Origin of the sequence: Youngimonas ophiurae (nom. illeg.) (assembly GCF_049803795.1) — a bacterium.
Lineage (GTDB): Bacteria > Pseudomonadota > Alphaproteobacteria > Rhodobacterales > Rhodobacteraceae > Thalassobius.
Window position 1 is genome coordinate 368,672 of record NZ_JBNAGJ010000002.1, and the last position, 20,600, is coordinate 389,271.

20 protein-coding genes are annotated in these 20,600 nt (G+C 61.2%); 4 read left to right on the plus strand and 16 right to left on the minus strand.

The genetic code is table 11. The features are described from left to right. Window position 1 precedes the first annotated feature (1 nt). The 4 genes from ACP15O_RS06280 to ACP15O_RS06295 form a co-directional block, all read right to left on the minus strand. Window positions 2–1,033, minus strand: coding sequence for a branched-chain amino acid ABC transporter permease (locus ACP15O_RS06280; protein WP_425095193.1), 1,032 nt, complete (start codon window positions 1,031–1,033; stop codon window positions 2–4). A gap of 118 nt (window positions 1,034–1,151) precedes the next feature. After that, window positions 1,152–1,877, minus strand: coding sequence for an ABC transporter ATP-binding protein (locus tag ACP15O_RS06285; RefSeq protein WP_425095194.1), 726 nt, complete (start codon window positions 1,875–1,877; stop codon window positions 1,152–1,154). Next, window positions 1,870–2,634 (minus strand): ABC transporter ATP-binding protein, encoded by a 765-nt coding sequence (locus tag ACP15O_RS06290; RefSeq protein WP_425095195.1) that lies wholly within the window; start codon window positions 2,632–2,634, stop codon window positions 1,870–1,872. Before ACP15O_RS06290 ends, ACP15O_RS06285 begins: the two co-directional genes overlap by 8 nt. A 90-nt stretch (window positions 2,635–2,724) precedes the next feature. Continuing rightward, the gene (locus ACP15O_RS06295) at window positions 2,725–3,906 is read right to left on the minus strand and encodes a substrate-binding domain-containing protein (RefSeq protein WP_425095196.1); all 1,182 of its coding nucleotides are present in this window, start codon (window positions 3,904–3,906) and stop codon (window positions 2,725–2,727) included. Window positions 3,907–4,074: 168 nt separating this feature from the next. Between ACP15O_RS06295 and ACP15O_RS06300 the strand changes: the two genes are divergently transcribed. Then, complete coding sequence (locus tag ACP15O_RS06300) at window positions 4,075–4,326, plus strand: DUF6525 family protein (protein WP_425095197.1); 252 nt, start codon at window positions 4,075–4,077, stop codon at window positions 4,324–4,326. Here ACP15O_RS06300 and ACP15O_RS06305 read toward each other — a convergent pair. From ACP15O_RS06305 to ACP15O_RS06340, 8 genes are all read right to left on the minus strand, one after another. Continuing rightward, window positions 4,323–5,063, minus strand: a complete 741-nt coding sequence (locus ACP15O_RS06305) for an SDR family oxidoreductase (protein WP_425095198.1) — start codon at window positions 5,061–5,063, stop codon at window positions 4,323–4,325. The genes ACP15O_RS06300 and ACP15O_RS06305 overlap by 4 nt on opposite strands. Next, window positions 5,053–5,514 (minus strand): transglutaminase-like domain-containing protein, encoded by a 462-nt coding sequence (locus ACP15O_RS06310; RefSeq protein WP_425095199.1) that lies wholly within the window; start codon window positions 5,512–5,514, stop codon window positions 5,053–5,055. The genes ACP15O_RS06305 and ACP15O_RS06310 overlap by 11 nt, the downstream gene beginning before the upstream one ends. Then, window positions 5,507–6,958 (minus strand): aldehyde dehydrogenase family protein, encoded by a 1,452-nt coding sequence (locus tag ACP15O_RS06315; protein WP_425095200.1) that lies wholly within the window; start codon window positions 6,956–6,958, stop codon window positions 5,507–5,509. Before ACP15O_RS06315 ends, ACP15O_RS06310 begins: the two co-directional genes overlap by 8 nt. Beyond that, the gene (locus ACP15O_RS06320) at window positions 6,933–8,546 is read right to left on the minus strand and encodes an ABC transporter ATP-binding protein (RefSeq protein ID WP_425095201.1); all 1,614 of its coding nucleotides are present in this window, start codon (window positions 8,544–8,546) and stop codon (window positions 6,933–6,935) included. The genes ACP15O_RS06315 and ACP15O_RS06320 overlap by 26 nt, the downstream gene beginning before the upstream one ends. After that, the gene (locus ACP15O_RS06325) at window positions 8,543–9,361 is read right to left on the minus strand and encodes an ABC transporter permease (protein ID WP_425095202.1); all 819 of its coding nucleotides are present in this window, start codon (window positions 9,359–9,361) and stop codon (window positions 8,543–8,545) included. The genes ACP15O_RS06320 and ACP15O_RS06325 overlap by 4 nt, the downstream gene beginning before the upstream one ends. Next, complete coding sequence (locus ACP15O_RS06330; protein ID WP_425095203.1) at window positions 9,361–10,308, minus strand: ABC transporter permease; 948 nt, start codon at window positions 10,306–10,308, stop codon at window positions 9,361–9,363. The genes ACP15O_RS06325 and ACP15O_RS06330 overlap by 1 nt, the downstream gene beginning before the upstream one ends. Window positions 10,309–10,423: 115 nt before the next feature. Then, on the minus strand, window positions 10,424–11,908 hold the full coding sequence (locus ACP15O_RS06335) for an ABC transporter substrate-binding protein (RefSeq protein WP_425095204.1): 1,485 nt from the start codon (window positions 11,906–11,908) through the stop codon (window positions 10,424–10,426). Between the two features lie 17 nt (window positions 11,909–11,925). Beyond that, the gene (locus ACP15O_RS06340; protein WP_425095205.1) at window positions 11,926–13,221 is read right to left on the minus strand and encodes an acetylornithine deacetylase/succinyl-diaminopimelate desuccinylase family protein; all 1,296 of its coding nucleotides are present in this window, start codon (window positions 13,219–13,221) and stop codon (window positions 11,926–11,928) included. A gap of 91 nt (window positions 13,222–13,312) precedes the next feature. Here ACP15O_RS06340 and ACP15O_RS06345 point away from each other — a divergent pair, with 91 nt between their 5' ends. Next, window positions 13,313–13,858, plus strand: a complete 546-nt coding sequence (locus ACP15O_RS06345; protein ID WP_425095206.1) for a LuxR C-terminal-related transcriptional regulator — start codon at window positions 13,313–13,315, stop codon at window positions 13,856–13,858. A 36-nt stretch (window positions 13,859–13,894) separates the two neighbouring features. Here ACP15O_RS06345 and gph read toward each other — a convergent pair whose 3' ends face one another. The 4 genes from gph to ACP15O_RS06365 form a co-directional block, all read right to left on the minus strand. Beyond that, the gene (gene gph / locus ACP15O_RS06350; RefSeq protein ID WP_425095207.1) at window positions 13,895–14,563 is read right to left on the minus strand and encodes a phosphoglycolate phosphatase; all 669 of its coding nucleotides are present in this window, start codon (window positions 14,561–14,563) and stop codon (window positions 13,895–13,897) included. A gap of 56 nt (window positions 14,564–14,619) precedes the next feature. Continuing rightward, window positions 14,620–15,309 (minus strand): ribulose-phosphate 3-epimerase, encoded by a 690-nt coding sequence (rpe, locus tag ACP15O_RS06355; RefSeq protein ID WP_425095208.1) that lies wholly within the window; start codon window positions 15,307–15,309, stop codon window positions 14,620–14,622. Window positions 15,310–15,413: 104 nt separating this feature from the next. Continuing rightward, window positions 15,414–16,469 (minus strand): class II fructose-bisphosphate aldolase, encoded by a 1,056-nt coding sequence (fba, locus tag ACP15O_RS06360; RefSeq protein WP_425095209.1) that lies wholly within the window; start codon window positions 16,467–16,469, stop codon window positions 15,414–15,416. A gap of 141 nt (window positions 16,470–16,610) precedes the next feature. Beyond that, window positions 16,611–17,564 (minus strand): class 1 fructose-bisphosphatase, encoded by a 954-nt coding sequence (locus tag ACP15O_RS06365; RefSeq protein ID WP_425095210.1) that lies wholly within the window; start codon window positions 17,562–17,564, stop codon window positions 16,611–16,613. Window positions 17,565–17,994: 430 nt separating this feature from the next. Between ACP15O_RS06365 and ACP15O_RS06370 the strand changes: the two genes are divergently transcribed. Continuing rightward, window positions 17,995–19,656: a long-chain-fatty-acid--CoA ligase gene (locus ACP15O_RS06370; protein ID WP_425095211.1), complete on the plus strand. Its 1,662-nt coding sequence runs from the start codon at window positions 17,995–17,997 to the stop codon at window positions 19,654–19,656. A gap of 89 nt (window positions 19,657–19,745) precedes the next feature. Then, window positions 19,746–20,573 carry an IclR family transcriptional regulator gene (locus ACP15O_RS06375; RefSeq protein WP_425095212.1) on the plus strand — a complete coding sequence of 276 codons (828 nt, stop codon included), beginning with the start codon at window positions 19,746–19,748 and terminating at the stop codon, window positions 20,571–20,573. Window positions 20,574–20,600 lie beyond the last annotated feature (27 nt).

Below are 20,600 nucleotides of genomic sequence, written 5' to 3' on the forward strand. Positions count from 1 at the left end.
CTTATTTCGCCTTCACAACCGGGATCATTCCCTGCGGGCGCCACATCAGAATGGCCACCATCAGGGCGATGTTCGAAATCAGCGCGGCCTTGGGTTCCAAAAACGCGATATAGTTTTGCAGCAGCCCCACCAGCAGGGCACCGATGAAACAACCCTCGACACTGCCCAGCCCGCCGATGATCACCACAATGAAAATCAGGATCATCATGTGCTGGCCCATATGCGCAGTGATCACCTCTTGGTAGAGCCCCCACATCACGCCGCCCAGCCCCGCCAGGGCCGAGCCCGCCACGAACACCCCCACAAACACCAGCCGCAGACGATAGCCCAGCGCCTGAACCATCTCTCCGTTTTCAACGCCTGCGCGGACGATCAGCCCGATCTTGGTCGAGCGCAGCACATAACGCATCCCCAAAAACAAAGCCAAACCAACCCCCACAGCCACCAGACGGTATTTCTCCAGCGCCGCCCCGGCAAAGGTGATCGCCCCCTGCAAGGCCTGCGGGCGCAAGATGTAAATCTCCTCAGGGCCCCAAAGCACCACGATCAACTGCTCTACCACGATCAGACCGCCCATCGTCACCAGGATCTGCTTCAGATGAAACCCATAGACCGGCTTCACGATCACCCGCTCGAACGCCCAGCCCAGAACACCCGTCGCCAGCGCCGCCGCGATGATCGCCAGCAGAACGGCCAGCAGATTCAGCATCAGACTGGGGGCCTCGGTCATGCCCGCCAGAACCAGCAACACACTGACCCCCACAAACGCCCCGACCGAAATAAACACCCCATGGCCAAAATTGATCACATCCATCAGACCAAAAACCAAGGTCATCCCACTGGCCATGATGAAAATCATCATCCCCATCGCCAGCCCGCTCACCGTCAGCGTCAACCAGCTCGAACTCGAAGGGATCAGCACCAGCCCCACCAGCATAATCATCGGCACCAACAGAACAGGCAGCCAGGGCCCGATCCGATCGGCCACACTCATCTTCGCCATTGTCGGCGCATGTTTCGGAGCCGCACTCATACGCCACCCCCCTTCTTTTTGACGAAAATACTCCCGCCGGAGGCGCAGAAAACGTCACCTTTTCCACCCACGCCCCCGTGACGACCGTTTCCCAATGCCCCTGACACCCGACGCGCACTCATTGGTGTGCCTCCATGCTCAGCCCCATCAGGCGTTCCTGCAATTCGGCGCTGCCGGCCAGTTCGGCCATCGCGCCGGTCCAGACGACACGCCCATCATCCATCACCACGCAGCTGTCCCCCAGGGCCTTGGCCACGCTGAAATTCTGTTCCACCAGCAGGATCGAGGCCCCCTGCTCTTTCAACTCACGCAGCGCCCGCGCCATGGTCGAGATAATCGCCGGCGCCAGCCCCTTTGTGGGTTCGTCGATCAGATACAGGCTGCGCTCCTCAATCATCGAGCGGGCAATGGACAGCATCTGTTTCTGCCCGCCAGACAGGTTTCCCGCGTGCCCCTTCCAGAAAGTTTTCAGCGGCGGAAAGACGGTGAAAATCCACTCCAGCCGCGCGTTGTCAATCGGCCCCGAGGCCGCCGCCAGGATCATGTTCTCCTCGACCGTCAGATCGCTGAAGATCCCCATGTTTTCGGGCACATAGCCCACACCCATCCGCGCAATCTGCGGCGTCGGCCGGGCGGCAATGTCCTGCCCGTCCAGCAGCACTTTACCGGCCTTGGCCCGCCAATGGCCCATAATGGTGCGCAAGGTCGTGGTCTTGCCCACCCCGTTGCGGCCCAGCAGCATGGTCACCCCGCCGCGCGGCACCTCCAGATCGACACCCTGCAAAATGTGATATTGCGCAATATCGGTATAGACGCCTTCCAGCTTCAGGATCGGGTCAGACATCTTCCAGCTCCTTGCCCATATAGGCCTCTTGGACGACATCGCTGGCCATCACTTCGACCGGATCGCCGTCAGCCGCCAGCGCACCGTTATGCAAAACGATGATACGATCCGCCAGCGTCCGGATCACATCCATCTTATGCTCGACCAGCAGGATGGTGCGGTCTTTCTCGGCCTTCAGCTCGGCGATCAGGTCCAGCACGACGGGGGCCTCATCAACGCTCATGCCGGCGGTGGGTTCGTCGAACATATAAACCAGCGGATCCAGGGCGATCAGCATCGCCACCTCCAGTTTGCGCTGGTTGCCGTGGCTCAGCGCTGAAACCGTCTGATCGCGCAGATCATAGAGCTTTACCTTCTCCAGTACCGCGATCGCCCGATCGGTGATTTCCGCGTGCCCATCCGCCATCGAGAAAAAGCTGAACCCCATCTTGGCCTTTGACTGGATCACCAGCCGGACGTTTTCCAATACGGACAGGTTCGGAAACAGGTTCGTCAGCTGAAACGCGCGCCCAATTCCCAAATCGCAGCGCTGCGAAACCGAGCCTTTGGTGATGTCGCGCCCGTTCAGCTCGACCCGCCCCTCCGAGGACGGAATCTGCCCCGAGATCAGATTGAAATACGTGGTTTTACCCGCCCCGTTGGGGCCGACAATGGCCGTCAGCTGGCCGGTTTTGAAGGCGCAGCTGACGTGATCCACGGCCACATGCCCGCCAAATCGGACCGTCAGGTCATGCGTTTGCAGAATTACCCTGCTCATCGTCTTATCCTGTCAGAGAAAGCCCCACTGTGGGGGAAATACAAACACCGGGGGCAGCGCACAGCCACCCCCGGCGCAAAGCCGTTCAGATTATTCGCCAGTCCGGACCGGGATCGGCAGGTCATCAATGGTCAGTTCGCGCACCAGTTCGGGGATCGCCCATTCGACGCCGTCCTCGACCTTGATCTTGAAGTGATACATGGATTGCATCGCCTGATGGTCCTCGGCGCGGAACTTCATCTTACCCTTGGGCGTGTCCCATTCCATGCCTTCCATGGCGGTGATCAGATCCTCGGTGTCGGTGCCTCCGGCCTTTTTGATCGCCTCAACCACGGCCAGACCGGCTGCCATACCACCCGCAGTAAAGAAATCGGGCGGCGTGCCGTAACGCTCTTGGTGGGTTTTCACCAGCCAGTCGTTGATCTCGTTTTTGGGGTTTTCGTAGAAATAATAGGTCGCGCCTTCCATTCCCGGAAACTGTTTATACGAGGCCAGAGCCGCCAGGATATTGCCCCCGGTTGCCATCTGGATGCCAAAACGGCCCGGATCCATCGCCTGGATCTTGCTCATGGGGTTGCCGCCGCCGGCCCAGATCACGAACAGTTTCTTGGTGCCTTCGACATCCTTCATCGCGTTGAAGATACGCTCGGCCGCAGCGGTGAAATCAGTGGTGTCGGTGGGCACGTATTCCTCGGCCACGATTTCGGTGCCGGTTCCGGCCAGGGCCTCTTTGAACGCAGCGATCCCGTCACGGCCAAAGGCATAATCCTGCGCCAGGGTTGCGATTTTCACGTCATCGCCCGCCAGCGCAATCGCATTCGCCACCGCATCTTGCGAACTGTTGCGCCCGGTGCGGAAAATATAGCGGTTCCAGTTCGCGCCGGTGATGCTGTCGGCCACGGCCGGCTCGACGATCAGGATCTTTTCATATTCCTCGGCCACCGGCAGCATCGCCAGCGCCACGCCCGAGCTGACCGGCCCCACGGCCAGATCAACCTCGTCATCGCCATAGGCCTCTTCCAGCAGGGCCTTGCCGTTGTCGGGCTTCAGCTGAGTGTCCTTTTCGATCACCACGATCTTTTCGCCGTCAATCTCCATCGTGCCGCCGGTCGCATATTCCAGCCCCAGCATCAGCCCGTCATGAGACTGTTTCGCATAGGCCTCGAACGGGCCGGTTTTGCCATAGACATGGGCAATCTTGATGTCCGCCATCGCGCCGGTTGCAGCCAGTGCCAGCGCCGAGACAAGCCCGGTCAGAACTGTACGTTTCACGGTGATCCTCCCTGATCAATATAGACGTGTTGTCTTGGGCTAATGCTAGAAACTGAGCGGGTTAACCGTCAATTCAGTATAAACCCGTATCCTTCTGAACGGGGTTTCCGGGCTTGACGCCAGAAATGTAATGTTATTACCTAATCATTCATAAAACCAAGTGCCGCAATGACCCGAAACCTGTCTACCCAGCTAAAGAAACGCAGACGCGCCGCCGGGAATCCGATGGCCGCCTTTGACAATCTACCCCCCGAGGCCCGCGCCTGGGCGGCCCAGGCAGTCCTGCCCTGGTCTGCGCAGTCCGTTCGCAAAATCTGGAGCCGCGCCCTACGGGAAACTGGGTGCAAAATCAGTGCCTTGAACCGTCTTGACGCGGCCGAGAGGGCGACCCTCTCCAAAGAGCCCGCCCCCAGCCTTTAGATACAGCGCCCGCCATCCACCTCCATCGCGGTGCCGGTGATCATGCTGGCCTCGTCCGAGCACAGAAAGCAGGCCGCATTTCCCAGATCCTCGGGGGTGGAAAACCGCCCGATCGGAATGGTGGACAGGAACTTGGCGCGCATCTCGGGCGTATCCTCGCCCATGAAACTGGACAAAAGCGGCGTTTCCCCCGCTACCGGACACAGGGCATTCACGCGGATGCCCTTGGGGGCCAGTTCCACCGCCATGGTTTTCGTCGCGGTGATCATCCATCCCTTCGAGGCATTGTACCAGTTCAGGTTCGGACGCGGGCTAAGCCCCGCTGTCGAGGCCACGTTCAAAATCGCCCCCGCTCTGGCCGCCACCATCATCGGATTGAACGCCCGCGCCATCAGGTAGACGCTTTTGCAGTTCACGTTGAAAACGCGGTCGAATTCCGCGTCCGTGACTGTCTCCATCGGTTTGGGCAGATGAGTCACCCCGGCGTTGTTGACGATGATCTCCACCCCGGCCCAGTCCAATTGCACCTTCTCCGCCATCGCCGCCACGCTGGCGGCATCCGAGACATCCACCTGCACCGCGATCCCACCGATATCCGCAGCCACCTGCGCCGCCAGATCTGCGTTCAGATCGGCCACCATCACCTGCGCGCCCTCGGCGGCGAATTTCCGTGCGATGCCAGCGCCGAACCCGCTGGCGCCCCCTGTCACGATGGCGCGCTTTCCTTCAAGTCTCATGCATCTCTCCCAGTTTTTCAGTCCAATTCTTCAGTAACTGCCGCGCCGCTTGCTGGCGCAACAGCTGGAATTCCGGCTCGGCTGTGTCCTGGCCGGCCTTGTATCGCTGATCCCCAAGGCGCGTGATCATGACACCGGGCGCACCGAATTGATCGGCCGTCACATCCACGATCCATCCCCCGCTTTGGACCCAGGCATGTCCGTGCCACACCCCGTCCAGCCGGTATCCCTGCGGCCCAAGCGCCGGACTGCCGATCACAAATTCGGCTGGGATTCCACGGCTGCGCAGCACATCCCGCACAAACAGGCTGGAGCGGCCACACGTCCCCTGGCTAAGCGTCCGTTTCTTCGGGCTGCCCGCACGCCGGTGCCATGCCGCCCAATGAGGCTCCAGAAAGGCGCGGGCCTGGCGCGCGGCCTCCAGCAGCCGGTGCGGCGCCGCGTCATCCATGCAAGGCCGCGACAGTTTTCAGCGTGGTGAATCCATACATCGCCTCAAACCCCTTTTCCCGGCCATGCCCGGATTTCCCCATCCCGCCAAAGGGCAGCTCGACCCCGCCACCAGCGCCGTAGTTGTTGATAAACACCTGTCCCGTACGGATGCGTTTGGCCATGCGCATCTGCCGCGCGCCATTCTGCGTCCAGACCGAGGCCACCAGCCCGTAATCCGTGCCGTTCGCGATGGCGATGGCCTCGTCCTCATCCTCGAACGGGATGACCACCTGCACCGGGCCGAAAATCTCGTCCCGCGCCAGCGCGTGATCGGGGGCCACACCGGCGAACAGCGTAGGCCGGAGGAAATTCCCCCCCTCGGGCGCGTCCTGCAAAACCCCCTGCGCCGCGGTTTCCAGATCGGCCCCTTTCGCCAGAAAACCGCTGACAATCCCACGCTGCTTGGCCGAGATCAGCGGCCCCACGTCCAGATCGGCCAACGCAGGCCCCACCTGCAAGGCGCTGTATCGCTCGGCCATCCGCGCCAACACCTGATCGTGCACCGAGCGATGCACCAAAATCCGGCTGGAGGCCGAGCACGTCTGCCCCGCATTCTGAATCCCCGCATTCACCAAAAACGGCAGGGCCGCGTCAATATCGGCATCGTCGAACACGATCTGAGGCGACTTGCCCCCCAGTTCCAGCGTCACCGGCACCACGTTCGGCGCGGCGGCCATCTGCACATTCACCCCCGTCGCGACCGAGCCAGTAAAACTGATATGGTCGATCCTGTCCGAAGCGCTAAGCGCGGCCCCTGCCTCGGATCCCAGCCCAGGCACGACATTCAGAACGCCATCGGGCAGGCCCGCCTCTTTCGCCATATCGGCAAAGGCCAAAGCGGTCAGGCAGGCGTCCTCGGCCGGTTTCAGAACGCAGGCATTGCCCGTCGCCAGAGCCGCGCCAACCGAGCGGCCGATGATCTGCATCGGGTAATTCCACGGCACGATATGGCCGGTCACACCATGCGGCTCGCGCAGCGTATAAACGGTATAGCCCTCCAGATAGGGAATCGTTTCCCCATGCAGTTTGTCCGCCGCACCGCCGTAGAATTCGCAGTAGCGCGCCAGGGCAATCGCGTCCGCCCGCGCCTGTTTCAGCGGCTTGCCTACATCCATTGCCTCGATCCGGGCCAGATCCTCGACTTGGGTCATCACAAGGTCGCGCAGCTTCAGCAGGATACGCCCCCGTACGGAGGCCGGAGTCCGCCCCCACTCCCCTTCAAATGCGGCGCGGGCGGCGTCAATCGCAGCGTCAATATCCTCGGCTCCACCGCGGGCTATCGCGCCGATCTCGGCCCCGGTGGAGGGATCCATCAGCGGCAACACCTGCCCCGAGGCCGGCCTTACCCATTTCCCATTGATCAGGCATTTCGTGGGGTCAAACCACAGGTTCAGCTCGGTCATCGTTCTCTCCGTTTGTCACGTCCTCCGGCAGAACCGGCGCGGCGGCAATCAATTGCTGGGTATAGTCATGCTGCGGGTCGTCAAAGACCTGCGCGGTGGCGCCTTGTTCCACGATCTCGCCCGCGCGCATCACCATCACCCGATCGGTGATCGAGCGCACAACGCGCAGGTCGTGGCTGATGAACAGATAGGCCAGCCGGTATTCCGTTTGCAGCGTCGCCAGAAGATCCAGAATCTGTGCGCGGATGCTGACGTCCAGCGCGCTGACGGCCTCGTCCAGAATTACGATTTCCGGCCGCAGAATAAGAGCGCGCGCAATGGCGATCCGCTGCCGCTGCCCCCCGCTGAATTCATGGATGTAGCGCTCCATCGCGTCGGCGCCAATGCCCACGTCCTCCAGCACTTTGGCGACCCGAGCGCGCCAGTCATCGGGACGTCTGTGCGCCAGATGAAAAGGCTCGGCCACCAGACGCGCAACTTTCCAACGGGGGTTGAAGCTGCTGTAGGGATCTTGAAAAACGACCTGTATACCGGATCTAAGAGAATTGGGAAAATCCCGTCCAACTCTTTGACCAAAAGCGATAATTTCTCCGCCCTGAGTCTCTTCCAGCCCCAGAATGGCACGGGTTAACGTGGATTTTCCGCAGCCGGATTCGCCCACCAAGCCCAGGCTTTCGCCCTGACGCAATTGGAAACTGACGCCTTTCACCGCGCGGAATGTCTGCGTGCCGCCCCACCAGCCCTGACGGTGAATCGTGTAGTCGCGCACGACATTGCGAACGTCCAGAAGAACCTCTGACGGCTCGTCTGTGGAACGGTCGGGCTGATGGGCCGAGGCCTCAAGAAGCGCCTTCGAATACGGGTGCCGCATGTTGCGCAACAGCCAGTCCGCCGCGCCAGATTCAACGACTTCACCTTGGCGCATGATCACGATCTCATCGGCCATATCCGCGACCACCGCCAGATCATGGCTGATCAGCAAAAGCCCCATGCCTTCCTCTTGTACCAGCTTGCGCAGCAGAGTCAGGATCTGCGCCTGCGTGGTTACGTCCAGCGCCGTTGTCGGCTCGTCCGCGATCAGCAGTTTGGGGCGCAGAGCGATGGCCATCGCGATCACCACACGCTGTCTTTGGCCGCCGGACAGCTCGTGTGGATAACGCCCCAGGGGGAACCTGTCTTGGGGAAGTTCGGCCCGTGTCAGCGCCTCGGCTGCGCGGGTCAGAGCCTCGGAGCGACTGACGTTCTCATGAATCAGAATGGTCTCGGCCACCTGATCGCCGATGGTCTTGATCGGGTTCAACGCGGTCATCGGTTCCTGAAAAACCATACCCACATCACGGCCACGCATCTGGCACAGGGATGGCTCGGGCATGTTCAGAACATCCTGCCCATTCAGAATGATCCGCCCAGAACATACGGAGCCGTGTGGAAGCAGTTGCAGCGCCGCAAAAGCAGTCATCGACTTGCCCGAGCCGCTTTCGCCAATCACGCCGACGATCTGGCCGGGCGCAACTGACAGCCCCACATTCTTCAGGATCGGAGCGCCATGAATGGACAGGTTCAGCCCTTCGATCTGCAACAGGCTCATGTCCGTGCTCTCCGCAGTTTGGGGTCAAACAGATCACGCAGCCCATCGCCCATCAGGTTCAGCCCCAACACCGTCAGCAAAATCGCCAATCCGGGGAACAGGGCCATATGCGGCGCGAATGAAATCATCGTCTGACTGTCCGCCAGCATCCGCCCCCAGGACGGCGTCGGCGGCTGCGCGCCCAGCCCCACATAGCTCAGCCCCGCCTCGGCCAGGATGCCCAGTGAGAACTGGATCGTCCCCTGCACGATCAGCAGGTTCAACACGTTGGGCAGGATATGCTCGACCGAGATCCGCGCCGCCGATTTCCCCGACACCCGCGCCGCCATCACATAGTCCCGCGTCCACAGGCTCAGCGCCCCCGAGCGCGTCAGCCGCGCGAAAACCGGGATGTTGAAAATGCCAATCGCGATGATCGCATTCAACGCCGAGGCCCCGAAAACGGCGGTGATCATGATGGCGATCAGCAGGCTGGGAAAGGCAAAAACCAGATCGTTGCCGCGCATGATCAGCTCGTCCATCAGCCCGCCCTTGCGCGCCGCCGCCGCCAGCCCCAACGGCACCCCGACCCCCATACCGATCCCCACCGCCACCAAGGCAACCGCGATCGAGGTCCGCGCCCCCACCATGATCATGCTCAGAATATCGCGGCCAAAATGATCCGTCCCCAAAGGATGCGCGGCACTGGGCGGCTTGATCTTGTTGGCGATGTCCAGCCCGGTCACGTCATAAGGCACCCAGGCGAAACTCAGCACCGCCGCCCCGGCAAAAATCAGCGTCAGAATCGTGCCGATCCACAGGTTCCGATTGCCCATCAGCGCCGCCCCCTCAGCCGAGGATCCACCAGCGCATAGGCCATATCCACCGCGAAATTCACCACGATCACGGCAAAGACAAGCAGCATCACCACCGATTCCACCACAATCAGATCCCGCGCGCTGATCGACTGGAACACCAGCCGCCCCAGCCCCGGCAGGAAAAACACGTTCTCGATAATAATCGCGCCAGCCAGCAGAAACGAAAACTGCAATCCGATAATCGTCAGCACCGGAATCAACGCATTGCGCAACGCGTGCCCCCATAATGCCTGCCGCTTGCTCAGCCCCTTGGCCCGCGCCGTGCGGATGAAATCCTCGCTCAGCGTATCCAGCAAAGACGACCGCATCACCCGCGCCAGAATACTGGCCTGAGGCAAAGCCAACGCCACCGCAGGCAGGGTCAGCGACTTCACCGCCGCAAAAAAGCCAGCCTCCCAGCCAAAAAACCCGCCGGCCGAAAACCACCGCAAATTGATCGCAAAAACCAGCACCATCAGCATCGCAAACCAGAAATTCGGGATCGCCACGCCCAGCTGCGTCACCCCCATCACCCCTACATCCACGGCCGATCCGCGTCTGCTCGCCGCCCAGATCCCGGCAGGAAAGGCAATTGCCGTGCTCAGCGTCAGCGCATAAATCGCCAGCGGCAGCGACACCCAAAGCCGCTCGCCAATCATCTCGGCCACCGGCGTGCGATACGTATAGGACACCCCGAAATCCCCGGTCAGCATCCCGCCCACCCAGGACACATACCGCTCCAGAACCGAGTCATCCAACCCCAGTTCCTCACGCAGCGCAGCCAGCGTATCCTCTTGCGCATTAATCCCCAGCATATAGGCCGCCGGATCCCCCGGCACGACCTCAAGCGCCAGGAAAATCACCACCGAGGCCACCGCCAGGCTCAGCCCCAAAGACACCATTCTTTTCAGAAAATAGCGCAGCATCTCGCCCGTCACCCACCTTACGAGGGCCCCGCACCCTTCTTCGTTTCTTTCTGACGGAAATACTCCCGCCGGAGGCGTCCGCACATCCCCTCATGCACGAACGCCCGCGCTCAGATCACTCGGCCCAGTAAACCCCGGTCATATCCGTCGCCTGGGTCGGCGCATCCTTCCACAGGCCCATCACCTTGGCATTCGCCACGGTCGGGAAGGCCAGCTGGAACAGATAGCCGTTCACATAATCACCGCTGATCTTCTCCTGCATCGCTGTCAGCAGCTCAGAGCGCCGCGCCGGGTCGCTCTCGGCGGCCAGCGCCGTATTCAAGGCCTGAAACACCGCGCTGTCATACTGGAAATAGTAATCAGGCCGCGCATAGATCCCGATGTCAAACGGTTCGGTGTGGCTGACAATGGTCAGCCCGTAATCCTTGCCGCGGAACACCTGCTCCAGCCATTGCGCCCATTCCAGATTGCTGATCTCGGTCTCGATCCCCACGGCGCGTAGCTGGGCCGCGATAATCTCGCCTCCGCGCCGCGCATAGGACGGCGGCGGCAGTTTCAGCGTGGTCTTGAACCCATCGGGGTATCCGGCCTCGGCCAGCAGTTTCCTGGCCATTTCCGGATCATAGGCACTGCCCCCCGTCAGATCGACGTAATCGGGGTTGTGCGGTGCAAAATGAGTGCCAATCGGCGTACCATAACCAAACATCGCGCCGTCGATGATCGCCTGCCGGTCGATCGCATGGGCCACAGCCGCGCGCACTTTCACATTATCCAGCGGAGGCATCTTGTTATTGGTGGACAGGATGGTTTCCCCTTCGGTCGAGCCAACCAGCACCTGGAACCGCGGGTCCGCCTCAAACTGAGGCAGGTTTTCCGGCGCGGGGAAGCCGACGAAAGCATTCACATCCTCGGCCATCACGGCAGCGAATGCGGCGGTCGGGTCGCTGATGAATTTGAAGCTCACCTTATCCAGCTTGGCCGGCGTGCCCCAATACGCGGTATTCTTCTCCAGGTCGATCTTATCGCCCTGCACCCAGTTAGAGAACTTGAACGCCCCCGTGCCCACCGGGGCGGTTTTGATGTTTTCAATCGATTCAGGCGCGACAATCACCGCGTCGCCCCAGGCCATGTTGAACAGGAAGGATCCGTTCGGCCCGTCCAGCGTGACCTTGACGGTCATCGGGTCCACCACGGTCACATCCGTGATCCCTGCAAACAGGGCCTTCTGCGCATTGGCGCTGTCCTCGGCGCGGGCGCGATCCAGGCTGAATTTCACGTCCTCAGCGTCCATCGCGCTGCCATCATGGAAGGTCACGCCCTCATTCAGATGAAAGGTATACTCGGTCCCGTCCTCGGAAATCTCCCAGCTTTTGGCCAGGCCGGGGTTCACAGACCCATCCGCGCCAAACCGGGTCAGCCCCTCGAAGACGTTGGAATACAGCACCGAGTCAATCGCCCCGGCAGCGGCCGAGGTCGGGTCCAGATGCGGCGGCTCCAGCTGCATCGCCACGACAATATCGGTTTTCGCGTGAGCCACCCCAACGCTGGCCGCCAGCGCAAGCGCGCTGATCAAGCCGGTCTTAAGTCCCTTAAAAGTCATCCTCTTTCTCCCTGTTGTCAGGCCGCCTCTTCCGGGCTTGCCAAAAGCTCGATCAGCGTGCGGCCCATCACCTTCGCAGAATCGAGCATATCATCCACACCGACATATTCATCCGGTTTGTGCGCCAAATCCAAAATCCCCGGCCCATAGGCGATGCAGTTATGCAGCTTGCCGATACGGTCGATATGCTTTTGATCATAGGTGCCGGGGCTGACCACGAATTGCGCATCCGTCCCCATCGTGTCCAAAATCGCCTGCGCCACGGTTTTCACAATCGGAGCGTCTTTTTCCGTCATGGTCGGCAGGACGCGGTGCAGCTCGCGCACGTCATAGCGGAAACTGTCGCGGTCGGCCTCGACCTTGCGCAGCACCTCCATCACCTCGGCCTGCACATCGTCGATATCCTCTTCGATCAGGAAACGCCGGTCGATGACCATCCGGCAACTGTCGGGCACGCAGGGGCTGGGCAATCCGGTGAAATCGGCATCCCCCTCGGCCTGACCGCCGTGGATCGAGTTGATATTCAGCGTCGATTGCTTGGCCCCTTCGGGCACCACCGGCATATCCGTGCGTTTCTGCGCCAGGGCAGGGAACAGGCTGTGCTCCATCTCCTCCATCACGGCCCCCATGTGGCGCACGGCGCAGTCCCCCAGAAAGGGCATCGAGCCATGGGCGATCTCGCCAAATGTCTCGATCTCGGCCCACCATACGCCGCGGTGGCCCAGGCAAATCCGGTCCTTGTTCAACGGCTCGGGGATGATCACATGCTGCACCCGCTCGGGGGCGAAAAACCCTTGCTGCGCCAGATAGGCTACCCCGCCAAATCCCCCCGATTCCTCATCGGCCGTGCCGCTGATTTCAATGGCTCCGGCAAAATCCGGACACACGGCAATAAACGCCTCGGCCGCCACGATACTGGCCGCCAGCCCGCCCTTCATGTCACAGGCCCCGCGCCCGTAAACCTTCCCGTCGATCAACGCGCCGCCAAACGGGTCCACCGTCCAGCCCAGCCCCACATCCACCACATCAATATGGCTGTTGAAATGTACGCAATCGCCCAAACGCTTTCCCTCGCGCCGCGCAATCACATTCCAGCGCGGGTATTTCTCACTGTCGCCAGGGACCCCATGCGCCCGCACCAGCTCAATCGCAAACCCCTGCGGGCGCAACCGATTGGCCAGAAACTCGCAGATGTCACGGTAATTCTCACCCGGAGGATTCAGCGTCGGGATGCGGATCAGATCGCCCGTCAGCTGGATCAAATCCTCACGGCGGGCATCAATCTCGTCACTCAGGCGCTGGTCGATGGTCATGCAGGCGATGATCCTCTGCTGCTTGCATTTGCTCTCAAAACCATGCATCCCTAGCGCATACGGTGCCAATACCGTATGAACACGGTGACATATGAACGATCTGGAAACCCTGGCCTTCGACAGCGCCCCCATGGGCATCGCCCTGACCGAGCAACGCGTGATCCGCGCCTGTAATGGCTCGTTTGCGCATATGTTCGGCTATGACAAACAGGATCTGATCGGTCAAAGCTTCCGCCTGCTCTACGGCACCGATCAGGAATTTCACCAGATCAGGGACATCGGGCTGGAACCGCTGCGCCAATCCCTGCCCTATTCCGACGAACGTCTGATGCGCCACCGCGATGGGCACCAATTCTGGTGCCGCTTCCGCGCCCGCACCCTGACCCCGGACAGCCCACTGGACCGCATCGTCCTCAGCTTCGCCCTGATCGACACCGACCCCGAAGGCCCCACCCTCACCCCGCGCGAACGCGAAGTCCTCATGTGGCTCTCACGCGGCTACACCAGCAAGGAAATCGCCAAGGTGCTCAGCCTGTCCCCCCGCACGGTCGAGGACGTCCGCGCCCGCCTCTTGCGCAAATTCAAAGTCAAAAACGTCGCGGTCCTGCTCAGCCGTCTCGCAGGCGTGACGCATTAACCCCGCTTCTTTGCTCTGCAAATACTCATTCCACACTCAAATCCCGGCGCGCCCCAGCGGACAGGCCGCCTCCACCAACCCCGGCAACTCCGTGAAATCGCCAAACACATCCTGATGCGGAATCTGATCGACCGGGCTTTTACGATAGCCTCCGGTGAACAGCGCGAAACGAATACCCGCGCGCTGAGCCGTCTCCGCATCCACCTCGCTATCCCCGACATAAAGCACATCCGCCCGCTCCAGATGCCCAACGATATGCAACAAGGGCGCGGGATCGGGTTTCTTGACATTCAGCGTGTCGCCCCCCACCACCCCGTCAAAGAAATGCGCCATCCCCAGATCACGCAAAATGGCGCGGGCCGGCGCTTCGGGTTTGTTCGTGCATAGCGCCAGAACGTGCCCGGCCTGTTTCAGCCTCTCCAAGGTCTCTGCGACACCGGCATAGGGGCGGGTCAGATCCGTGGCCGCCGCGCTGTAATGAGCCAGCGTGATCGCCGTCAGTTCGGCCTGGCGAGCCTCATCCAGCCCGACCCGCGCGATCACGCGCTCAACCAGCTTCGGCAATCCATTCCCGATAAACGAGACAATCGTCGGCAGATCCAGAGGTTCGCACCCCTCCTCGGCCAGCATCCTGTTCACCGCCGCGCGGATGTCCGGCGCGCTGTCGATCAGCGTGCCATCCAGATCGAAAACGATACTTGCCATGGGCACATCTTTCCTGCCGGGCCCGCCCAGGGGCAACCTGCATAAATTACAATACCTTACTGCGCGGCCTGTGCCGCCGCACGGATTGCGCGGATGTTTTCGCCATAGACCTCCGGGTTCTCAACCGAGCCCCCTTTGAACACGGCCGAGCCAGCCACGAAACAATCCGCCCCAGCCGCCACCAAAGGCCCAACAGTGACGGGATCCACACCGCCATCCACCTGAATCATGATCTCGCGTTCGCCGATCATTTCGCGGATTTGACGGACCTTTTCCACGGATGAGGGAATGAACTTCTGACCGCCGAAACCGGGGTTCACGCTCATGACCAGAACCATATCCACCAGGTCCAGAACCTCAGAGATCACGCTGGCCGGAGTGCCGGGGTTCAGCGAAATGCCCGCCATTTTCCCCGTCGCCTTGATCGCCTGCAAGGTGCGGTGCGGGTGGGGGCCTGCCTCCCAATGGGCGGTGATCATATCGGCACCCGCATCGGCATAGGCCTGAATATAGGGGTCCACCGGCGCGATCATCAGGTGCACATCCATGAAGGTTTTCACATGCGGGCGGAACGCTTTGACCGCGGGCGGGCCGAAAGTCAGGTTCGGCACGAAATGCCCGTCCATGACATCCACATGCACCCAATCGGCGCCCTGGGCTTCGATGGCTTGGATTTCCTGGCCGAAATTGGCGAAATCGGCAGACAGAATCGACGGAGCGATCTTGATGGAGCGGTCAAAGGACATGTGCGTTTCCTTGTCAGATGGGCGATTGACGTGCCCCTTCTATAGTACGCGCTCGGGCGTTTTCGAAGGGGCCCGCCAGCTATTGAACGGTTTTTTTGCCCGCCTTACGGATCCAAAGACCCGTCTGCATAGCGCGCGGCCATATCATCCATCGAGATCACCTTGATCTGGCTGGCATGGCCGGCCGTGCCGAAGCGTTCGAAACGGTCGCGGCACAGGTCTTCCATCTCCTGCATCGCCGGGATCAGGAACTTGCGCGGGTCGAATTCCTGCGGTTTCTGGGTCGCGATTTTGCGGAACTGGCCGGTCATCGCCATGCGGCAATCGGTGTCGATGTTGACCTTGCGCACACCGTGTTTGATGCCGCGCTCGATTTCCTCGACCGGCACGCCGTAAGTCTGAGGCATGTCCCCGCCGAAAGCGTTGATCATGTCCTGCAACGGCTGCGGCACCGAGCTGGAGCCATGCATCACCAGATGGATGCCGGGCAGTTTGCGGTTGATCGCCTCGATCGTGGACATCGACAGGATGTCTCCGTCCGGTTTGCGGCTGAATTTATAGGCCCCGTGCGAGGTGCCGCAGGCAATCGCCAGCGCATCGCATTTGGTGGTTTTCACGAAATCCACCGCCTGATCGGGATCGGTCAGCAGCTGGTCCTGGCTCAGCTTGCCCTCGGCCCCCGAGCCATCCTCGGCCGCCGCCTCGCCGGTTTCCAGACTGCCCAGAACGCCCAGCTCGCCCTCGACACTGGCCCCGACCCAATGGGCCGCATCCGTCACGCGTTTGGTGATCTCGACATTGTAGTCATAGGACGCGGGCGTTTTCATATCCGCCTCAAGACTGCCGTCCATCATCACGCTGGTGAACCCGTGGCGAATGGCGCTAAGGCAGGTGGCTTCGTTATTGCCGTGGTCCTGATGCATACAGATCGGAATATCGGGGTACATTTCCGACAGCGCCTGCACCATGTGACGCAGCATGATGTCCCCGGCATAGCTGCGCGCCCCGCGCGAAGCTTGCAAGATCACCGGCGCGTCCACCTTCTGCGCGGCCTGCATGATCGCCAGACCCTGCTCCATGTTGTTGATGTTGAAGGCCGGCACGCCATAGCCATGCTCGGCCGCGTGGTCCAATAATTGACGAAGGGTGATCAAAGCCATTGGGCATCCTCTTGGAATTTTGACCCCCACGGGGCTGGGCAGCATGAGGCACCAGGTACCTTGCTCAGCCCATAGCCCGCCAGGCGGCGGCGTTCCACCCTTCGGGCGCGCACCCTGTCCTTTTGGACAGGGTTCTGCCGCTTATTTATGATAGGACGCCACGCCATCCACCAGTTCGGCACTGCCAAACACCAGCGGCGCACGTCCGTGCAGCGTGTCGGCGGCCTGCTGCATGATCGGGGTTTCGCCATCGGTGGCCTCGCCCTGCGCCTGTTCCACCAAGAAGGCCATGGGCGCGCATTCATAGACCATCCGCAGGCGGCCGTTCTCATAGCCTGCGCGCGCGTCACGCGGATAGAGGAACAGCCCCCCGCGCGTCAGAATCCGGTGCGTTTCCGCCACCAGAGACCCGACCCAGCGCATGTTGAAATTCTGGCCCAGCGGGCCCTCGGCGCCGGCCAGGCAATCGTCGATATAGGCGCGCACGGGCTTGACCCAATGGCGCTGGTTCGACGCGTTGATCGCAAACTCTTTCGAGGTCGCAGGGATTTTCATCGCCGTCTCGGCCAGCTCGAACAGGCCCGTCTCGGGGTTCAGCACGAATTGCAGCGTCCCCGCGCCAAAAGTCACCACCAGCGCGGTCGCCGGACCATAGACGATATACCCGCCCGCCAGCTGTTCATTGGCAGGGCGCAAGAAGCTTTCCTCGGCCCCGTCCTTGGTGGCGTAAATCGAGAAAATCGTCCCGATCGACACGTTCACATCAATGTTCGAAGACCCGTCCAGCGGATCAATCGCCAGCGCATATTTCCCGGCCGCATTCAGCAGAACCGCGTCTTCCTGCTCTTCCGAGGCATACCAGCGCACCGAGGTATCCTTCAGCGCTTCGGCGAACATCTCATCCGAAAGCACGTCCAGCGCCTTTTGCCCGTCGCCATCGCTGTTCTCGCCCACCTGATGCGCCAGGGACTGGCCCAGCGGGCCCTTGGCAATGATCTTGGCCACATCTTTGGAAACGGCGCACAAAGCCGCGATAATCGGGGCCAATTCGGATGGAATGAGGTCACTCGAGATGACTTGGGTCTGACTGGTCATTTTAATCTTCCGGATTCTATCGATTGCAACACGATGGGTCCGATATGACATGCTTGGCGCGGGAGTTGAATTTAATAAATCCGTCACCGGACAAAGAAAAACCTATCACCGGGCAAAGAAACCATCACGATCAAGCGGTTACACATCCTGCGCGCGGCCCTCGAAAACCGCCTATTTCCGCCATTGCCACGAAACTGGGCGCTCGCCCCCCCTGCGTGGCACGGGCAAATGAAACGCTCGAATCGCATGGCGTCCAACGGAAGAGCCATGGCTGAACACATTGCTTCCACTATGCGGAATTCTATTTCACACCATTGATCGACTCTTCCATCTGTGCCACCTTCCCAAAATGAGGAGGAGGGAACGGTCATGAACAAAATGCACGCGGCCGACAGCCAACCATACGCCTGCGTATATAAGGGCGGCAGAAATGTCTGATCGCCATTTCTCTGTCTGGCCCGAAGGTGTCCCGCATCACCTGGAACTGCCCGATCAGACGATTTTTCAGAACCTGCTGAACAGCGCAACCCAGGCCCCCGATCACCCCGCAATTCTGTATCATGGGGCGCAGATGTCCTATGGGCAGCTGCTGGCTCAGGTCGAATCCCTGGCCGGTTTTCTGCAACATCATGCCGGCGTGCAAAAGGGTGACAGGGTGTTGCTGTATATGCAGAACGCGCCTCAGTTCGTGATCGCCTATTACGCCATTCTGCGCGCCGATGCCGTCGTGGTGCCCGTCAACCCCATGAGCCGCCATGCCGAGCTGATCCACTATACCGAGGATTCAGGGGCCCGGATCATGATCGCGGGCCAGGAACTGCTGAGCCAGGTCTCCCCTCTGCTGGACGAGGACCACCTGCAATGCGTCATCGCGGCAACCTATTCCGAGCAGGCCAATCCGGATTATGACATCCCCCTGCCTCAGGCTCTGGCGCAGCTACGCGCAAGCCAGATCAAGGGGGCGGGCATCGTGCGATGGGCGGATGCTGTCGCCAGCCAATGCCCCCCCGATCCGCATACCGCCCAGCCCGACGATCTGGCGGTGATCCCCTATTCTTCGGGAACGACGGGCCACCCGAAGGGCTGTATGCATTCGCATCGCACCGTTCAGGTCACCTGCGTCGGCGGCGTGGCCTGGAACCCGATGACACGTCAGGACATCAGCCTTTCGGTGCTGCCCCTGTTCCACGTCACCGGGATGCAGGCCGCTATGAACGGGCCGATTTTCTCGGGCGGGACGCTGGTGATCATGACCCGCTGGGATCGCAGCACCGCCGCGCGGCTGATAGAGCGGCACAGGGTCACGCGCTGGCGCTCGATTTCCACGATGGCGATTGATCTGGTCAACGCGCCCGATCTGACGCGCTACGATCTAAGCAGCCTGCAAGCGATCGGCGGCGGCGGTGCCGCCATGCCCAAGGCCATCGCCACCCGTCTGAAAACGCTGACCGGGCTGGATTACATCGAAGGCTACGGCATGTCCGAAACCATGGCCGCGACCCATATAAACCCCACCCATGCGCCGCGCCGTCAATGCCTGGGCGTGCCGGTGTTCGACGTGGATTGCCGCGTGCTGTCCGTCTCTGACGGAACCCAGCTGGGCCCGCATGAGGTGGGCGAGATCGTCACCTCGGGTCCGCAGGTTTTTCTGGGCTACTGGCGCAATCCGGGCGCAACGAACGAGGCGCTGTTCGAGATGGAGGGCAAAACCTTCATCCGCACCGGCGATCTGGGCTATTATGACGAGACCGGCTATTTCTACATGGTGGATCGCGTCAAACGCATGATCAATGCCAGCGGGTTCAAAATCTGGCCGGCCGAGGTTGAAAACATGATGCACAAACACCCCAGCATCGCCGAGGTCTGCATCATCGCAACCCCGGATCAGCGGCGCGGCGAAAGCGTGAAGGCCGTGATCGTTCCCAAACCCGGACAAGCCCCCACCCCCCAAGAGATCATCGACTGGTGTCACGCGGAAATGGCCGCCTATAAATGCCCCCGCGTGATCGAATTCACGCCAGAGCTGCCGAAATCGGGATCAGGCAAGGTGCTCTGGCGCGAGCTGCAAAGCCGCGAAAACGCCAATGTTTAAGGCTGTTAAGCTTGACCCGCGAAGGCCCCATACAGTAGGTCCGATTAACGCCCGCGCCCAAAGACCAGCCCCCCGCCACGGAGACAGACTTGAGAAAGCGTAGCACCGAACTCTCGGAAGATCTGATCGAGAATGAACATTCCGGTGATCGCCAATTCGTAACCGCCCTGCATCGCGGGCTGGAAATCCTGCGGGCTTTCCGCCCGAGTGATCACTCGGGGCTGGGAAATCGCGAGCTGGCCCAGCGGACCGGCCTGCCGAACTCGACCGTTTCACGCCTGACCTACACCCTGCTGAAGCTGGGCTATCTGGTCTATCACGAAGAAACCGGACGCTACCGTATGGGTGTCCCGGTTCTGGGGCTGGGCTATGCCTGTCTGGGGGGGCTGCGCATCCGTGAAACCGTACAGCCGCACATGCAGCGCCTGGCCGATGAATCCGGCGACGGCGTTATGGTCGCGCTGGGGGGGCGCGACGACATGAAGATGACCTATATCGCGGCGGCGCGGGCCTCGGCTGGGATGATTTCGCTACAATTGAACGTGGGCTCGCGGCTTTCCCTGGCGCGCTCGGCAATGGGGCGCGCCTATATCGCGGGCACGGATGAACACGAGCGCAACCAGATCATGCAACGCCTTCAGGAACGCACTCCGCCCGCGGACTGGTCCCGGCTGCAAGATGAGATCGAGGAAGCCGCCCAACAGATACGCACCCGAGGCTTCTATCTGAACAAAGGTATGTGGCAGCCGGATGTGAACGCGGTCTCGGTGCCGTATCGGTCCATGCATGGCGACACGCCGATGCTGGCGTTCAATCTGGGCGGCCCGGCCTATATCCTGCCCATAGACCGGCTGGAAAACGAACTGGGCCCCAAGCTGGTTCAGATGCGCAACACAATCGCCCGGACCAGCGGGTAAGGCGCGGCGCTGCACGCGCCAGCGCCA

Coding starts and splice junctions, on each gene's coding strand:
- ACP15O_RS06310 (WP_425095199.1), bottom strand. CDS start 5,514: ATGGATGACGCGGCGCCGCACCGGCTGCTGGAGGCCGCGCGCCAGGCC.
- ACP15O_RS06285 (WP_425095194.1), bottom strand. CDS start 1,877: ATGTCTGACCCGATCCTGAAGCTGGAAGGCGTCTATACCGATATTGCG.
- ACP15O_RS06320 (WP_425095201.1), bottom strand. CDS start 8,546: ATGAGCCTGTTGCAGATCGAAGGGCTGAACCTGTCCATTCATGGCGCT.
- ACP15O_RS06325 (WP_425095202.1), bottom strand. CDS start 9,361: ATGGGCAATCGGAACCTGTGGATCGGCACGATTCTGACGCTGATTTTT.
- rpe (WP_425095208.1), bottom strand. CDS start 15,309: ATGTCCTTTGACCGCTCCATCAAGATCGCTCCGTCGATTCTGTCTGCC.
- ACP15O_RS06365 (WP_425095210.1), bottom strand. CDS start 17,564: ATGACCAGTCAGACCCAAGTCATCTCGAGTGACCTCATTCCATCCGAA.
- ACP15O_RS06305 (WP_425095198.1), bottom strand. CDS start 5,063: ATGAGACTTGAAGGAAAGCGCGCCATCGTGACAGGGGGCGCCAGCGGG.
- ACP15O_RS06330 (WP_425095203.1), bottom strand. CDS start 10,308: ATGCTGCGCTATTTTCTGAAAAGAATGGTGTCTTTGGGGCTGAGCCTG.
- ACP15O_RS06280 (WP_425095193.1), bottom strand. CDS start 1,033: ATGAGTGCGGCTCCGAAACATGCGCCGACAATGGCGAAGATGAGTGTG.
- gph (WP_425095207.1), bottom strand. CDS start 14,563: ATGGCAAGTATCGTTTTCGATCTGGATGGCACGCTGATCGACAGCGCG.
- fba (WP_425095209.1), bottom strand. CDS start 16,469: ATGGCTTTGATCACCCTTCGTCAATTATTGGACCACGCGGCCGAGCAT.
- ACP15O_RS06345 (WP_425095206.1), top strand. CDS start 13,313: ATGAACGATCTGGAAACCCTGGCCTTCGACAGCGCCCCCATGGGCATC.
- ACP15O_RS06315 (WP_425095200.1), bottom strand. CDS start 6,958: ATGACCGAGCTGAACCTGTGGTTTGACCCCACGAAATGCCTGATCAAT.
- ACP15O_RS06340 (WP_425095205.1), bottom strand. CDS start 13,221: ATGACCATCGACCAGCGCCTGAGTGACGAGATTGATGCCCGCCGTGAG.
- ACP15O_RS06290 (WP_425095195.1), bottom strand. CDS start 2,634: ATGAGCAGGGTAATTCTGCAAACGCATGACCTGACGGTCCGATTTGGC.
- ACP15O_RS06300 (WP_425095197.1), top strand. CDS start 4,075: ATGACCCGAAACCTGTCTACCCAGCTAAAGAAACGCAGACGCGCCGCC.
- ACP15O_RS06370 (WP_425095211.1), top strand. CDS start 17,995: ATGTCTGATCGCCATTTCTCTGTCTGGCCCGAAGGTGTCCCGCATCAC.
- ACP15O_RS06335 (WP_425095204.1), bottom strand. CDS start 11,908: ATGACTTTTAAGGGACTTAAGACCGGCTTGATCAGCGCGCTTGCGCTG.